Annotated in this window: 16 protein-coding genes and 3 tRNA genes; 10 read left to right on the plus strand and 9 right to left on the minus strand. The window is 51.4% G+C overall.

Annotation, left to right across the window (positions count from 1 at the left end; genetic code table 11):
* Positions 1 to 50 precede the first annotated feature (50 nt).
* Positions 51 to 524 carry a threonine/serine exporter gene (locus ACS603_RS16710; protein WP_182059479.1) on the minus strand — a complete coding sequence of 158 codons (474 nt, stop codon included), beginning with the start codon at positions 522 to 524 and terminating at the stop codon, positions 51 to 53.
* Positions 515 to 1291, minus strand: a complete 777-nt coding sequence (locus ACS603_RS16715) for a threonine/serine exporter family protein (protein ID WP_182059480.1) — start codon at positions 1289 to 1291, stop codon at positions 515 to 517. The genes ACS603_RS16710 and ACS603_RS16715 overlap by 10 nt, the downstream gene beginning before the upstream one ends.
* A 408-nt stretch (positions 1292 to 1699) precedes the next feature.
* On the opposite strand from ACS603_RS16715, the gene ACS603_RS16720 reads away from it, so the two are divergent.
* Together ACS603_RS16720 and bglJ are read left to right on the plus strand one after the other, a co-directional pair.
* Positions 1700 to 2437 (plus strand): LuxR C-terminal-related transcriptional regulator, encoded by a 738-nt coding sequence (locus ACS603_RS16720; RefSeq protein WP_182059481.1) that lies wholly within the window; start codon positions 1700 to 1702, stop codon positions 2435 to 2437.
* A complete protein-coding gene (gene bglJ, locus ACS603_RS16725; protein WP_315688679.1) occupies positions 2434 to 3069 on the plus strand; it encodes a DNA-binding transcriptional activator BglJ in 636 nt (211 codons plus the stop codon). Before ACS603_RS16720 ends, bglJ begins: the two co-directional genes overlap by 4 nt.
* Positions 3070 to 3106: 37 nt before the next feature.
* Here the strand turns inward: bglJ and ACS603_RS16730 are convergent, their stop codons facing one another.
* The gene (locus ACS603_RS16730; protein ID WP_474944610.1) at positions 3107 to 3565 is read right to left on the minus strand and encodes a YbaK/EbsC family protein; all 459 of its coding nucleotides are present in this window, start codon (positions 3563 to 3565) and stop codon (positions 3107 to 3109) included.
* A gap of 328 nt (positions 3566 to 3893) precedes the next feature.
* On the opposite strand from ACS603_RS16730, the gene ACS603_RS16735 reads away from it, so the two are divergent.
* Positions 3894 to 5240, plus strand: a complete 1347-nt coding sequence (locus ACS603_RS16735; protein ID WP_182059483.1) for a PTS sugar transporter subunit IIC — start codon at positions 3894 to 3896, stop codon at positions 5238 to 5240.
* 649 nt (positions 5241 to 5889) lie between these two features.
* Here ACS603_RS16735 and fhuF read toward each other — a convergent pair.
* Entirely contained in the window at positions 5890 to 6678 is a 789-nt protein-coding gene (gene fhuF / locus ACS603_RS16740) for a siderophore-iron reductase FhuF (RefSeq protein WP_315687817.1), read from the minus strand.
* Between the two features lie 95 nt (positions 6679 to 6773).
* Positions 6774 to 7838: a GGDEF domain-containing protein gene (locus ACS603_RS16745; RefSeq protein WP_474944611.1), complete on the minus strand. Its 1065-nt coding sequence runs from the start codon at positions 7836 to 7838 to the stop codon at positions 6774 to 6776.
* A 215-nt stretch (positions 7839 to 8053) separates the two neighbouring features.
* Here ACS603_RS16745 and ACS603_RS16750 point away from each other — a divergent pair, with 215 nt between their 5' ends.
* Positions 8054 to 8323, plus strand: coding sequence for a DUF1435 domain-containing protein (locus ACS603_RS16750; protein WP_182063521.1), 270 nt, complete (start codon positions 8054 to 8056; stop codon positions 8321 to 8323).
* Between the two features lie 37 nt (positions 8324 to 8360).
* Here the strand turns inward: ACS603_RS16750 and ACS603_RS16755 are convergent.
* From ACS603_RS16755 to rsmC, 4 genes are all read right to left on the minus strand, one after another.
* Positions 8361 to 8446: transfer RNA gene (locus ACS603_RS16755), tRNA-Leu, on the minus strand.
* Between the two features lie 34 nt (positions 8447 to 8480).
* Positions 8481 to 8566 (minus strand) — tRNA-Leu (locus tag ACS603_RS16760).
* 28 nt (positions 8567 to 8594) lie between these two features.
* Positions 8595 to 8680 (minus strand) — tRNA-Leu (locus ACS603_RS16765).
* Positions 8681 to 8852: 172 nt separating this feature from the next.
* A complete protein-coding gene (rsmC, locus tag ACS603_RS16770; RefSeq protein WP_182059488.1) occupies positions 8853 to 9881 on the minus strand; it encodes a 16S rRNA (guanine(1207)-N(2))-methyltransferase RsmC in 1029 nt (342 codons plus the stop codon).
* A 102-nt stretch (positions 9882 to 9983) separates the two neighbouring features.
* Here rsmC and ACS603_RS16775 point away from each other — a divergent pair, with 102 nt between their 5' ends.
* The 6 genes from ACS603_RS16775 (at position 9984) to ACS603_RS16800 (ending at position 14391) form a co-directional block, all read left to right on the plus strand.
* On the plus strand, positions 9984 to 10397 hold the full coding sequence (locus ACS603_RS16775; RefSeq protein ID WP_315687821.1) for a DNA polymerase III subunit psi: 414 nt from the start codon (positions 9984 to 9986) through the stop codon (positions 10395 to 10397).
* A complete protein-coding gene (gene rimI, locus ACS603_RS16780; protein WP_014068794.1) occupies positions 10366 to 10809 on the plus strand; it encodes a ribosomal protein S18-alanine N-acetyltransferase in 444 nt (147 codons plus the stop codon). Before ACS603_RS16775 ends, rimI begins: the two co-directional genes overlap by 32 nt.
* Positions 10810 to 10828: 19 nt before the next feature.
* Positions 10829 to 11506 (plus strand): pyrimidine 5'-nucleotidase, encoded by a 678-nt coding sequence (gene yjjG, locus ACS603_RS16785; RefSeq protein WP_182059489.1) that lies wholly within the window; start codon positions 10829 to 10831, stop codon positions 11504 to 11506.
* Positions 11507 to 11597: 91 nt separating this feature from the next.
* Positions 11598 to 13187 carry a peptide chain release factor 3 gene (prfC, locus tag ACS603_RS16790; RefSeq protein WP_182059490.1) on the plus strand — a complete coding sequence of 530 codons (1590 nt, stop codon included), beginning with the start codon at positions 11598 to 11600 and terminating at the stop codon, positions 13185 to 13187.
* 304 nt (positions 13188 to 13491) lie between these two features.
* Positions 13492 to 14109, plus strand: a complete 618-nt coding sequence (gene osmY / locus ACS603_RS16795) for a molecular chaperone OsmY (protein ID WP_474944612.1) — start codon at positions 13492 to 13494, stop codon at positions 14107 to 14109.
* A 120-nt stretch (positions 14110 to 14229) separates the two neighbouring features.
* Entirely contained in the window at positions 14230 to 14391 is a 162-nt protein-coding gene (locus ACS603_RS16800; RefSeq protein ID WP_002887716.1) for a DUF1328 domain-containing protein, read from the plus strand.
* Positions 14392 to 14416 lie beyond the last annotated feature (25 nt).

Consider the following 14416-nt stretch of genomic DNA (forward strand, 5'->3'; position numbering starts at 1 on the left):
TCACTAAACGGAATGTTGGGATTATCACCACGGCAGCGCGAGAACACAAATCAAACGCGTGGGCGCTTGCGATACAGCCATAATCCGGGGATAGACAGCCCGATGGAGAGCGCGCCAACAATGGAAGAAGCTTTAAGGAAATTACTGAGCAGCAGGATCATTTGCGGCTCGCTATAGCCGAAGTGGCTGATTTTCACCGCCGAAATCATCGCCGTATAGGCGGAAATGCCGGGGAACATGGGAATAACTGCCGCCACGGTGAAGACCTTTGGATGCGCCAGATACCAGCGCGACCACTGAATGCCAATGCAGCCGACTAACATCGAGGCCATAAAGGTCGACCATTCGATGTTAAAGCCTGATGTCATCATGACCATACGCGAACCGTGGCCGATAGCACCCAGCAGTGCGCACCAGCGCAGCGCGCGGCGCGGCACATTGAATACCATGGCAAAGCCAACGGCAGGAATAGCTGCCAGAACCATGTCCTGGACCAGCGCTAACAGAAAATCAATCACGCCCATCCCCGTAACCCCCACAATGTCATTGCCATCACCACGCCGATACAGGTTGCCAGGGTCAGCAGACTGGCGATCGCCCATCGTGCGAGGCCGGTATTGATGTGCCCTTTAAACATATCGGCAACAGCGTTAATCAACGGGAACCCCGGAACCAGCAGCAATACACTGGCAGCCATCGCAATGGTGGGCGTGCTGGCGAACGTGGGCAGGCGCAGCAGCAAACCTGACACGGTTGTCGCGACAAAGGCCGTGATGCAGAAGTTAATTTGCGGGTGCAACTGCCGGTGTGTCAGAAGCTGTCTGACATACATGGCAATGCTGCTGGCGAAAAAGGTTATGACCGCGCCATCCCAGCCACCTTTGTTGAGCTTACAAAAACAGGCGCAGGAGAGCCCAACCATCAGCACAACCACCCAACGAGGGTAACGTAACGGTTTGATTTGGTTGAATCGTTTTTCTATCTCGTCCAAATCCAGCAGCTTGTGCTCTGCGAGTATGACAATGTGCTGCACCTCGGTGACGACGTGCATATTAATGCCGCGATCGTGGTTTTTGCGGGTTGAGGTTAGGCATTGACCATTTTTAATCGTGGTCAGCACAATGGCGTTTGATGAGATGGAGCTTTCAACGCTATCCATCCCTAACGCCAGCCCAAGACGAGTAGAGAGTTCTTCCACCAGGGCACTTTCCGCCCCGTGTTGTAATAGAAAAAGCCCACACTGAATACATAGCCGCGTTACGGCACGTTGCGTTGACTGATCTGCCTGCATGTTTACCCTGAAGAAAAGAAGGATTGCTTGCCTGATGGCCCGGAATGCTTACTTTTAGCACAAAGTGCGGGATCGCTTGCTCTGGGTCAGATCAAGATTTGTGCAAACAGTTGCAGAGGTCATGCGCCGGGACATTGATGAATGATCATTCGTGGTTTGAATGTTTAATTCTGAAATATAAAAAATATATATTTAGTTTTGCTAATTTTATATTTTCAATATTATAACGGTTGTGTAATTAAAATTTATTTCTATTTGTGAGATATTAAACCTGTTTGGGGCAATTCTTATACCATCAAGCTTTATCTTAATTTCTGACAGTAAAACTCGTCCTTCATTCAGGAATGAATCAACATTTATCTGAATGCATTTAACATTATTTAGTAAAAGAAAGGATTCGGAGGAGCTATGTTGCCATTGAATGGTAAACACGGAGTAGTAATCAGCAAGATACCCGTAATGCAGTCTGGTCTGGGCGGAGTAATGGCACGTCATTTTCCCGACTATGAACTGAACTATTGCTGTTCGTTACAAGAACTCACGTTGCTTCAGTTACGCAGGGCCGACGTTATTATTGCTGATATTTCTGGCGATTACAGAAACCCGCGCGGAACCCTTGAGCAATATTATGGATTGTTAAATCAATACCGGGGGATTCACTGGATATTCCTGGTTTCTCGCCCTCTTTATGCAAGCGCGGTTGAGCTGCTCATGCGCCCTGAAACAACGTTATTGTCCGATATGGAACCGATAGATGGCGTGATTAGTGCGATTCGTGCCGGTAGAGAACGTGCCGAGCGAATAAGCCAGACGTTACTCACGCCGGATTCCCAGGAGTTCGGTGAAAAGAGTGAATCGCTTATCGCGCTAACTCACTCTGAACGTAAGGTGCTGCGCCTGCTGGGGAAAGGTTGGGGAATTAATCAAATTGCTACATTGCTCAAGAAGAGCAATAAAACGATCAGTGCTCAAAAAAACAGTGCCATGCGGCGGTTGTCATTGCGCAGTAATGCAGATATGTACGCATGGATCAGCAGTGTACAGGGAATGAGAGAGCTGAGTCTGATGTCAGCCTATGGGGAGTTTGAGGAATGGAAAAGACCACTGCAACAAGACATATCGCCCTCATCGAAAATTGCGCAATGAGTGCGATTGGGCTGACGCATCTCTTCGCTATGCCACCACTCAGCGATTATAAGCTGCATCTATTTACACGTGCCGACAGTTTAAAAGTCGCATTATCCAGGACTTCCTTTTTCTCGGTGATCTATTCACTTTCAGATGCGCGCGAAGAACGCCGGAATTGTCTTTCCTGTATGCGCGAGCTTGCACTGAATCACAACGATATACAGCGAATTGTATTGGCATCTGGTGAGATGGAGGCGAAGCTGGTCAGCCACCTTTTTCCATCCCGTCTTCACGGCATTATCAACAAAGCGGTTCCGCTGATTGAGCTGCTGGATGAACTTTCGGCATTACTCAAAGAAACCGGGCGTGTGAATGACAATATGCTCAATCACTGGTACGTGAGCCATAACCGAATGCTGAGTCCGACTGAGCGGGCGATTTTGCGTTATATGTCTTTTGGGTACTCCATCCCAGAAATCGCGACCCAGCTTGAACGCAATATTAAAACGATTCGGGCGCATAAGTTTAATGCCATGGTGAAGCTGGGGGTAAATTCTGATGTAGGGTTGTTGGATGCAGCCGATCTTCTTACACATCTTCCCGCTGGGGAAGGTCGCCGAACCGCATTAACCGTTCCGGCGTTCTCGTAATGTGTTATCCCGTGCCAGATGCGCTCTGGCGCGGCGATTAAATGCAAACATCTACCCATTTTGCCGAGGTAAGCTCAACCATTCTTTCCGGTGAAATTCGCACTGCGCTGTGAATGGCTCCCGCAGCAGGTAGCACTTCCGGGTATTGCTTTAAAGAGATATCGCAATAGACCGAGAGGGGATTTTCCAGCCCAAATGGGCAGACGCCACCCACAGGATGGCCAGTGACGGTAACCACTTCATCACTGCTGAGCATCCGCGCTTTTGCGCCAAATGTGTCCTTCAGTTTTTTGTTATCCAGGCGCGCATCTCCTTTCGCAACAACCAGGATCACCTCGTTTTTCACTTTTAACGATAGCGTTTTGGCAATTTGCCCTGGTTCAACGTGATGAGCGGCAGCAGCCAGCGCAACGGTTGCAGTGCTTTGGCTAAGCTCAATGACTTCTATCTCGGGTGCGTTGTCGGCAAAAAACTGCTGTACAGACTGCAAACTCATTGTTTCCTCCTGACAAATATCCTGCGTAATCTGTCATAAGAAATTATGCTCTGTAAATATCTCTTAAGTAACAAATATCCCATATGGCTGATTTCTGGATCGCCTTCACATTCACGGAAACCGGTTACAGTAACCGGTTGCAGAGCGTGAATGAGAGATTAATACTGATTACGTAACGTCCCCTGTATCCAATAATAAGAGCAAATTATGAAACCATTCCGTTTGAGCTGTGCTGCTGGTAAACGACCCAGCAAGGTTGTGAAGCTGATGTATGGAACAACGTGTGGCGTGAATGCGCCCGATACGAACGTCTGACAGGAGATCTGCTATGTCTGCCAACCATGCTGCGTTTAATCTGATATTCCGTTTCGTTGAGAATTATGTCAGCCCAATTGCCGGGCGGATCTCCTCCCAGCGTCATGTGATGGCTATCCGTGACGGGTTTATCTCCGCCATGCCATTCATGATCGTGGGCTCATTCTTATTAGTGTTTGCTTACCCACCTTTCTCGCCGGATACCACCTGGGGCTTTGCCCGCGCCTGGCTGGATATGGCGAAGCAATTTGAAGGCCAGATCCTGACGCCGTTTGATATGACGATGGGCATTATGTCCATTTATATCTGTGCGGCCATTGCCTATAACCTGGGCAAACATTACGTTAAGTCGCATCAGCTTGATCCGTTCATGTGTGCCATGCTGTCGCTGATGGCATTTCTGCTGGTTGCTGCGCCGAAAACCAAAGGCACGTTGCCGGTAGAAAGCCTGGGCGGAACGGGGATCTTTACCGCCATTCTGGTCGCTGTTTACTGCGTGGAATTGATGCGTTTCCTTAAAGCGCACAACATCGGTATCCGCCTGCCGGATCAGGTGCCGCCGATGATTAAAAACTCGTTCGATCTGCTGATCCCGGTCCTGGTGGTAGTGTTGACGCTTTATCCTCTGAGCCTGCTGATCCAGTCCCAGTTTGGGATGCTGATCCCACAGGCCATTATGTCTGTCTTTAAACCGCTGGTTTCTGCGGCGGACTCCTTACCGGCGATCCTGCTTGCCGTGTTGATTGGCCACTTGCTGTGGTTTGCGGGTATCCACGGGGCGGCGATTGTCTCAGGGATGCTGCAAATGTTCTGGCTGACCAACCTCGGAGCAAACCAGACTGCACTGGCAGCCAGCCAGCCGCTGCCACATATCTTTATGGAAGCGTTCTGGACATTCTTTATCGTTATCGGGGGGTCGGGTGCCACGATGGGGTTGGTTATCTGCTACCTGCGTAGCCGCTCCGCACACCTGCGTTCGATTGGTCGTCTGAGCGTGGTGCCAAGTTTCTTTAACATCAACGAACCCGTTATTTTCGGTACGCCAATTGTGATGAATCCGGTGTTCTTTATTCCTTTCCTGTTGGCACCGATGGTTAACGCCGTGCTGGCGTGGGCGGCAATGAAGCTGGACCTGATTGGACGTGTGATTTCAGTTGTCCCATGGACGGCGCCTGCACCTGTCGGCGCGGCCTGGGCACTTGGCTGGGACTTCCGTGCTGCGGTGCTGGTGATTCTGCTGGCGCTGGTTTCTGCCATCATTTACTTCCCGTTCTTCAAAGTGTACGAGAAGCAACTGCTGGAGCAGGAAGCAGAAGAAGCACAGCGTAATGCTGATGAGGACAACCAGCAGGTTGCCTAGGAAAAAGCAAAACGGCAATCTCGGTTGCCGTTTTTGATGTTTGTACCCTCTCCCGGTGGGTTGAGGGTTCCCCAGTAATTTTTGTCTTTAATTCAGCGATGATATTACGCCATTGAATTAAGGGACTTACAGCGGTGTCATGGTCCGGCTGAAAATCGCCGAAGCGTTTACGGAAGGTCGGGGCGACGCGCATGGATGCGCGGCGAGGGCGGCTTTACAGGGACGTTTCATCCGCCCGTCCCCGATTAGCCTGGAGCAAACGCTGAGGACAAAATTGCCGGGAGCAATTTTGGACAGCGCTCGCGCTGGCCCCGAAGGGGTGAGCCCCATGGATGGGGCGAACAATTCGCGAAGCGACGATTTTCTTGCCGGGAGCCCGGGTCGCCAGGGTAGCGGCGGTGAGCTACCCTGGCACGTTCACCGGTATTGTGGTGACAGAGTAGCAAGGAACGTAAAGTGAACGGAATGACCACCTGAGCCGTATGTTCCCCCTCACCCCAGCCCTCTCCCCAAAAAGGAGAGGGAGCCGTCCGTGCTCGTATTTTTGTGGGGATTCCTCAACCCGGTGGGAAAGGGCCAGGGTGAGGGCATCAGACCGCACCGTAGTGTAGGCCGGGTAAGCGTTAGCGCCACCCGGCAAACCACACCACTACTTCAGCGTACAATCCCCACATTGCTGCACATCCGGCAAGCGATAGCGCTGACAGCAGGTACGGCGAACCAGAAGTCCGTCACGTGGCACAACGGTGCGGAACAGCGGGTTATCGCGCCCATCAGAAAGTTGTTTGGCAAAGAAACACGACTGGCGTAGGGCATCGACTTTCTCATCACCGAGCAGCGGTTTCATCTCCGTCAAATACCAGTGAATTAAATAACCGGTATTACTCCAGATAAGCTTCCCGTTAATTTCACCCGTCTCTTCCAGTGCATCGATAACCGGGATCAACGCGCGAGTGACAAGGCTCTCCATTCGCTCCTGAGCAGAAAGATGCCCCGCGTGCTTATCTTCATGGAGATCAATCCAGAAGCAGGCCGCTCTCCCGGTTTCGTGGAATTCTACGTGGAAGAATTCCGGGGAGAGATCCAGCATGACGTCCTGGGTTAACAGGGCCAGCATCACAGGGGGAACCATCAACCCGATATACCACTGCGCCCAGAGGGAGAGCAGTGGTTTGTTTTCCCGCGCCATGGTGGGCTGGTTACGGTAGATATGGTCTGAATAAGCGGCAAACAAGGATTGCCACTCTACCGGATTACGCCACTGAGCCAGCGTCATGGCGTGATGTGGATGCGGTTCATCCAGCTTAATGAAATCCAGCAGATGCGCGCGCGTTTCGGCTATTTTCTCGCGAATGGCGTCCGCAAGCGTAACACTCCCCGTGGAGAGACTGGCTCGCCAGAGTATAGGTTCAACGGCTTGTGCGGTACGAGTGGCCATAGCTTTGGATGTAAATCTAAATGATAATGATTGCCAATCCTAACTATAGATAATGCCGATCGCAAGACTTTTGTCCGGGATGTGCGACAGCGGGCTTAAGACGTTTGCAGCTCTTCGCTGTACAGGATGTTGTTGCGTCCCATATGCTTGGCTTCATATAGCGCTTTATCCGCTTTTCCCAGCGCCCCTTCGACGTCTTCACCTTCAAAAATGGCAATACCAATACTGATGGTGACATTGGTTGCCACGCTTTCATTGAACATATGCGGAATTTTTAAATCGTACACTTTTTGGCGGATCCGCTCAGCCGTCAGGCGAGCATTTTCAAGTGAGATGTTGGTCAGCAGCACCATAAACTCTTCGCCTCCAAAGCGCGCAACGATGTCGCGCGAGCGCACCGCATCACGGATCGCCGCAGAGACGCGGATCAGCGCCTGATCGCCCATCATATGACCGTAGTGGTCGTTGTAAGCCTTGAAGTGGTCGATATCCAGCAGCAGAACAAAATGTTCACCATTTTCCACCGTTGGCAGGTTATCCAGCCTGGTTTGCAGTCCACGTCGGTTATACAGGCCGGTGAGCGGGTCCACCATGGTGAGATCGGTAAGGGTTTCTCGCTCTTCCAGCAAGCGGGTAAGCAACTCCTGGGCGAAATTGTCATTACGTCTTTGTAAAACGTGATGAATACCAATAGCCACCATCGGCAGGGCAAAGGAGTAGGCCATACGCAGCCAGCTGTCATGATTGCTTAACCACAGGCAGACGACAAAAGTTGGTAACGAGTGCAATGTAAATGCTTTGATATTACTGACAAATGCCAGCGAACCAATAAAGAGCACCGTTAATAATGCCATGACCAGATAGGTGCCCTGATCGTGCGTAAGCAACGAAAATTTAGCGGTGATTTGCCAGGCCCATAAAAGACCAAAGATCGCTGAAACAACAGGAATATTTACTTTTCGTTTTTTATTTTTCCAGTGCCAGGCAAGTAAACCGACGCTTAACGCAAAAATAGCGATCAAGGGGATGGAGAACAGGCGCACGGAATAGAGTGGGTTTGTTACCGAGAACAGTGCAGACGCAGCATTCAAAGATAAAAACAAACGTAAAGATAATTGATATTTCTTGTTGACCAAAGAACGCCAGGATTGTGATGTCATATTAGTGCGTTTATTAAAATTATTTAATTAAAACAAGCGAATAGGTGTTGGTTTGGAATTTTGAATGCAAAAATTTCGAATTGTAATTATTAGAAAACGGTAAAGACAGTTAACAGGTGAGCAATTTATCACCTTAGACATTTCCTGTCATTATGGGAAAGGTAAAGGTCGATGAATTCTTATTCCGCGCACTGACAAATGATAATTACTATCATATGATATTGGTTATCATTATTGGTGTGAGAGAACTAACCATGTTGAGTAAAGCGCTGGGAAGTGCCTGGGGTGTGTTGTTGCCTGGGATGATCATTGGCGGTCTGATGTTTGCCGATCTCTCTGTCGACATCTGGAAACTGATTATTGTGTCAGGGTTACTGATGACATCGGCGATGATCTGGCATAAGCAATTGCGGCACTATGTGTTGTTGCCATCGTGCGTTGCATTGGTCAGTGGAATATTGGTAATACTGATGAGTTTGAAATAAAAAAACGGAAGGAACATCAGAGGGATAATAAGATAATTGGTGCGAGGGGGGGGACTCGAACCCCCACATCCTAAGGACACTAACACCTGAAGCTAGCGCGTCTACCAATTCCGCCACCTTCGCACAGTCATCTTACTTTTTTTTGATATCGCCTCGTTGGTGCGAGGGGGGGGACTCGAACCCCCACATCCTAAGGACACTAACACCTGAAGCTAGCGCGTCTACCAATTCCGCCACCTTCGCCCAGTGCGAGCAATATCAACGTGATTTATGGTGCGAGGGGGGGGACTCGAACCCCCACATCCTAAGGACACTAACACCTGAAGCTAGCGCGTCTACCAATTCCGCCACCTTCGCATACCATCGATACTATAAAAGTATCGTAACCACGGAGGCGCATTCTAGATGTTTTCAGCTTTTCGTCAACAGAAAAGTGCGCGCTATACCTTGATTGATGTAAAAATGGTCGGAACAGAGACGTCTGTTTGCCGGAAGGCGCTGACGCTTATCCGGCAAACAGATTCGGGAATTACTTTTTGGCCTGACGCGTCATCACGGTGCGGTACACCTTAAAGCGCCCGGTCTGGGCAATCACTTCGTGGAAGCCGAAGGTTTCATCCAGCACTTTCGGGTACGCCAGGAAGGCGTTGGCGACGATACGCAGTTCACCGCCGCTGTTAAGGTGACGTACTGCACCGCGGATCAGGGTTTGCGCCGCTTCAAGGCTGGTTTCCATCCCGTCGTGGAACGGCGGGTTAGAGATAATCATGTCAAAGCGACCGGTCACGTCAGAGAAGACGTTGCTGGCGATCACTTCACCTTCAAAACCGTTTGCGGCAAGCGTTGCGCGGCTAGCTTCAACCGCTGGCGCGCTGACATCACATAAGGTTAAGCGTACTTTTGGTGAATGACTGGCAAGCACTGTTGCCAGCACGCCCGCGCCACAGCCCACATCGAGCACTTTGCCTTTGGTATGCGGTGTCAGGGTGGAGAGCAGCAGTTTGCTACCTACGTCCAGATAGTCGCGGCTGAAAACACCCGGCAGGGTTTTGATGGTCAAATCATCAAGCTGATATTCGCCCCAGAATTTATCTGCATCAAACGATGGCTGTTTTTCCAGGCGACCGTGGTAAAGGCCACAGCGACGGGCGCTGTCGATTTTGTTCAGCGGCGCGTACTCTTCCAGCATCTGTTCGGCACTGCGCACGCCGCTACGGTTTTCACCCACCACGAAGATATCGCATCCCACCGGTAGCAGGGAGAGCAGGTTCATCAGCTGGAATTGCGCTTCAGGTTTGTTCTTCGGCCAGTAGTAAATCAGCGTGTCGCAATCGGCAACGTCGCTTTGCTCTGCCACCAGGCTAAAGCGCGCGCGCTCGCCCATCTGGCGGCTCAGCACCTGCCAGTGGTGGTAATACTGGGTGTGGGCACGGCTTTCAGCACAGTCGAAACGCGCAGGCAGGTCATCCTGCATATCTCCGGCAAAAAGAATACGGCTTTCTTCGAAATCATCACTGTGACGCAGCAAGACTTCACTTGCCGGGGTAAATGCAGACATGAATTGTTCCTCAATAAACTCAGGCGGGGATTATAGTAGGTAGATGGCGCACTTTCGACACATTTGCTATATTTGCGCGCCTGAGAGACAGGAGCTTTCCCTATGACATCCCGACGAGACTGGCAGTTGCAGCAGCTGGGTATTACCCAGTGGGCCTTGCGTCGCCCGACGGCGTTGCAGGGTGAAATTGCCATTGCCATTCCTGCGCATGTTCGCCTGGTGATGGTGGCGGAGGCGCTGCCTGCCCTGAATGAAGCCCTTATTGGCGATGTCCTTCTTAGCCTGAAGCTCACGCCCGATCAGGTATTACAGCTGACGCCAGAACGGGTCGCGATGCTGCCTCCTGACAGCCGCTGCAACAGCTGGCGGATGGGAGAGGTGAACGAACTCGCCCTTGAGGGAAGCCAGATAAGCTCTCCCGTGCTGGAAGAGCTAAAAGCAAACCCAAAAGCGCGCAGCGCGCTGTGGCAACAAATCTGCAAATATGAACACGATTTCTTCCCTCACGACGCCTGATCTGACGACAGCGTTCGCGATTGAAACACGCGCCCATGCGTTTCCGTGGAGCGAAAAAACATTCGCCAGCAATCAGGGCGACCGCTATCTGAACTACCGCCTGGATGTCGATGGCACGATGGCGGCATTCGCCATCACTCAGGTCGTGCTGGATGAAGCAACGCTGTTTAACATCGCGGTCGACCCGGCGTTTCAGCGCCGAGGCCTGGGAAGGGAGCTGCTGGAGTATTTAATTCGCGAGCTTGAAACCCGTGACGTTTTCACCCTGTGGCTGGAAGTACGCGCATCAAATGTCGCCGCCATCGCACTCTACGAAAGCTTAGGCTTTAACGAGGCGACAATCCGCCGTAACTACTACCCCACCGCAGAGGGACGTGAAGACGCCATCATCATGGCTCTGCCGCTTGGATAACGAAAATAAGGTTGTAACGATGAAATGGGACTGGATTTTCTTTGATGCCGACGAAACGCTGTTTACGTTTGACTCGTTCGGTGGCCTACAGCGGATGTTTCTGGATTATAGCGTTACCTTCACCGCTGAAGATTTTCAGGACTATCAGGCGGTTAATAAACCGCTGTGGGTGGATTACCAGAACGGTACTATCACCGCGTTGCAGCTGCAACATCAGCGCTTTGATGTGTGGGCAGAGCGCCTGAAGGTGAGTCCTGGCTCGCTGAATGATGCCTTCCTGAATGCGATGGCCGATATCTGCGCGCCGCTGCCGGGTGCGGTTTCCCTGCTGGACTCCCTGAAAGGTAAGGCGAAACTGGGTATTATTACCAACGGATTTACCGCCTTACAGCAGATCCGTCTTGAACGTACCGGCCTGCGCGATCATTTCGATGCGCTGGTGATTTCCGAAGAAGTGGGCGTACCAAAACCCGATCCGCGTATTTTCGATTACGCGCTGGCGCAGGCAGGCAATCCTGAGCGCGAACGCGTGCTGATGGTAGGGGACACCGCCGAGTCGGATATTCTGGGTGGCATGAACTCGGGCTTGTCGACCGTCTGGCTGAATGCGCACGGTCGCGTGCAGCCTGAAGGTATCCAACCGACCTGGACCGTCTCGTCATTGAACGAACTGGAGCAACTCCTGTGTAAACAATGATTGCCTGCCCCCTATTGATGGGTAAAATAGCCGCAATTTTGTATTCCATGATGCGTGGCGTGCTGCCGCGCTTATAAAAGAAGATTTGATTATGACGTTGTCTCCTTATCTGCAAGAGGTGGCCAAGCGCCGCACTTTTGCCATTATCTCTCACCCGGATGCCGGTAAAACGACCATCACCGAAAAGGTGCTGCTGTTCGGACAGGCTATTCAGACTGCCGGTACGGTTAAAGGCCGTGGCTCCAGCCAGCATGCAAAATCTGACTGGATGGAGATGGAAAAGCAGCGTGGTATTTCGATTACCACCTCCGTGATGCAGTTCCCGTATCACGATTGCCTGGTGAACCTGCTGGACACCCCGGGCCACGAAGACTTCTCCGAAGATACCTATCGTACGCTGACGGCGGTTGACTGCTGTCTGATGGTTATCGATGCCGCAAAAGGTGTAGAAGACCGTACCCGTAAGCTGATGGAAGTTACCCGTCTGCGCGATACGCCGATCCTCACTTTTATGAACAAACTCGACCGTGACATCCGCGATCCGATGGAAGTGATGGATGAAGTGGAAAGCGAGCTGAAGATCGCCTGTGCACCAATTACCTGGCCAATCGGCTGCGGTAAGCTGTTTAAAGGTGTTTACCATCTCTATAAAGATGAGACTTACCTGTATCAGACCGGTAAGGGTCACACTATTCAGGAAGTGCGCGTTGTGAAAGGCCTGGACAACCCAGAGCTGGACGTAGCGGTAGGTGAAGAGCTGGCCGCGCAGTTGCGCGACGAGCTGGAGCTGGTGAAAGGCGCCTCCCACGAGTTCGATAAAGAGCTGTTCCTGGCAGGCGAAATTACCCCGGTCTTCTTCGGTACCGCGCTGGGTAACTTCGGTGTTGATCATATGCTCGACGGTCTGGTGGAGTGGGCGCCGCGTCCGATGCCGCGTAAAACCGACACCCGTGAAGTCGAAGCAAAAGAAGAGAAATTCACCGGCTTCGTCTTTAAAATTCAGGCCAATATGGACCCAAAACACCGCGACCGCGTGGCCTTTATGCGTGTGGTGTCCGGTAAATATGAAAAGGGCATGAAGCTTCGCCAGGTGCGTATCGGTAAAGACGTGGTGATCTCCGACGCGCTGACCTTTATGGCGGGCGACCGTTCTCACGTTGAAGAAGCGTATCCGGGTGACATCATCGGCCTGCATAACCACGGCACGATCCAGATCGGTGATACCTTCACCCAGGGCGAGATGATGAAGTTCACCGGCATCCCGAACTTTGCGCCGGAGCTGTTCCGTCGTATTCGTCTGCGCGATCCGCTGAAGCAAAAACAGCTGCTGAAAGGCCTGGTACAGCTTTCCGAAGAGGGTGCGGTACAGGTATTCCGCCCAATTGCGAACAACGATCTGATCGTTGGTGCGGTCGGTGTGTTGCAGTTTGACGTGGTAGTTGCGCGTCTTAAGAGCGAATACAACGTTGAAGCGATTTACGAATCCGTAAACGTGGCGACTGCGCGCTGGGTTGAGTGTTCTGACGTGAAGAAATTCGAAGAATTTAAGCGTAAGAATGAGATCCAGCTGGCGCTCGATGGCGGCGATAACCTGACATACATCGCCCCAACCATGGTTAACCTGAACCTGACGCAGGAACGCTATCCTGACGTTCAGTTCCGCAAAACGCGCGAACACTAATCCCCTCTCAGAGCACGGTTTTCGCCGTGCTCTTCTTAATTCCCTGCCTTATTAGACCCTTGCGGAATGTTCTTAAATCATCCCGTTCGGCGTTGGTTTGCCTGTTTTTTGACCGATTCTGAATGCGGCACCGCGAGACTGTTCTATATTTAACTCAGTGTTTAACCTCGTCGGTGGGTGAATTGACTGTTTTATTACCTGAAAATGATTTCCCTTACTGACTGTTGGTTTATTCACAGCATTTACAACTAACGAAAAGGAACGTTAGCCGCTCAAATAGCGAGCAAACTACAGGAACACATCGATGAATATGACAAGACCTAAGATTTCAAAATCTCTGCTGGCCGTAGCCCTGGGGTGCATCGTGACAAGCGGTTCTGCTTTTGCAGAAAACACCACGATGGATAAAGCCCAGTCCGTGGCGACAAGCACGGGGGAAAAAATCGATAGCTCGATGAATAAAGTCGGTAACTTCATGGATGACAGCGCTATCACCGCTAAAGTGAAAGCCGCGCTGGTGGACGATAAAAACATCAAGAGCACCGACATCTCCGTCAAAACAGAGGGCAGCGTCGTTACGCTGAGCGGCTTTGTGGAGAGCCAGACCCAGGCTGAACAGGCTGTTGCGGTTGCTAAGGGGGTAGAAGGTGTGACCTCCGTCAGCGACAAATTGCATGTCCGCGACAGTAAAAATGGCTCTATGCAGGGTTATGCCGGTGATGCTGCAACCACCAGTGAAATCAAAGCCAGGCTTCTGGCTGATGACGTCGTACCGTCACGAAAAGTGAAAGTAGAAACTACCGATGGTGTGGTTCAGTTGTCCGGTACCGTCGATTCTCAGGCGCAAATTGAACGCGCCGAAGCCATTGCGAAAGCGGTTGATGGCGTCAAAAGCGTCAAAAATGACCTGAAATCGAAGTAACACATCGCAATTCGTTCTTCTGACTGAGGCCGGAAGACGGAATAAGAATTACACCTGGAATCATCAGCAGTGAACGCTCGCGACTTGCGGTCGACATTAACTATGGTAAAGGAGAGTCTTATGTTTCGATGGGGCATTATTTTTCTGGTTATCGCGTTAATTGCCGCCGCGCTGGGCTTTGGTGGTCTGGCGGGTACAGCGGCAGGGGCAGCGAAAATTGTCTTCGTTGTCGGTATTATTCTGTTCCTGGTCAGCCTGTTTACCGGACGACGCCGTCCGTAGCGACACACACTCTGACAGCAACATC

This window comes from Enterobacter sp. Li2LvB3, from assembly GCF_056156645.1.

Excerpts from the sequence above, each read along its gene's own strand:
- ACS603_RS16735 (WP_182059483.1), top strand. The coding sequence starts at position 3,894 with ATGTCTGCCAACCATGCTGCGTTTAATCTGATATTCCGTTTCGTTGAG.
- ACS603_RS16720 (WP_182059481.1), top strand. The coding sequence starts at position 1,700 with ATGTTGCCATTGAATGGTAAACACGGAGTAGTAATCAGCAAGATACCC.
- ACS603_RS16775 (WP_315687821.1), top strand. The coding sequence starts at position 9,984 with ATGACATCCCGACGAGACTGGCAGTTGCAGCAGCTGGGTATTACCCAG.
- ACS603_RS16745 (WP_474944611.1), bottom strand. The coding sequence starts at position 7,838 with ATGACATCACAATCCTGGCGTTCTTTGGTCAACAAGAAATATCAATTA.
- rimI (WP_014068794.1), top strand. The coding sequence starts at position 10,366 with ATGAACACGATTTCTTCCCTCACGACGCCTGATCTGACGACAGCGTTC.
- yjjG (WP_182059489.1), top strand. The coding sequence starts at position 10,829 with ATGAAATGGGACTGGATTTTCTTTGATGCCGACGAAACGCTGTTTACG.
- osmY (WP_474944612.1), top strand. The coding sequence starts at position 13,492 with ATGAATATGACAAGACCTAAGATTTCAAAATCTCTGCTGGCCGTAGCC.
- fhuF (WP_315687817.1), bottom strand. The coding sequence starts at position 6,678 with ATGGCCACTCGTACCGCACAAGCCGTTGAACCTATACTCTGGCGAGCC.
- bglJ (WP_315688679.1), top strand. The coding sequence starts at position 2,434 with ATGAGTGCGATTGGGCTGACGCATCTCTTCGCTATGCCACCACTCAGC.
- ACS603_RS16750 (WP_182063521.1), top strand. The coding sequence starts at position 8,054 with ATGATATTGGTTATCATTATTGGTGTGAGAGAACTAACCATGTTGAGT.
- ACS603_RS16730 (WP_474944610.1), bottom strand. The coding sequence starts at position 3,565 with ATGAGTTTGCAGTCTGTACAGCAGTTTTTTGCCGACAACGCACCCGAG.
- ACS603_RS16800 (WP_002887716.1), top strand. The coding sequence starts at position 14,230 with ATGTTTCGATGGGGCATTATTTTTCTGGTTATCGCGTTAATTGCCGCC.
- ACS603_RS16715 (WP_182059480.1), bottom strand. The coding sequence starts at position 1,291 with ATGCAGGCAGATCAGTCAACGCAACGTGCCGTAACGCGGCTATGTATT.
- rsmC (WP_182059488.1), bottom strand. The coding sequence starts at position 9,881 with ATGTCTGCATTTACCCCGGCAAGTGAAGTCTTGCTGCGTCACAGTGAT.
- ACS603_RS16710 (WP_182059479.1), bottom strand. The coding sequence starts at position 524 with ATGGGCGTGATTGATTTTCTGTTAGCGCTGGTCCAGGACATGGTTCTG.
- prfC (WP_182059490.1), top strand. The coding sequence starts at position 11,598 with ATGACGTTGTCTCCTTATCTGCAAGAGGTGGCCAAGCGCCGCACTTTT.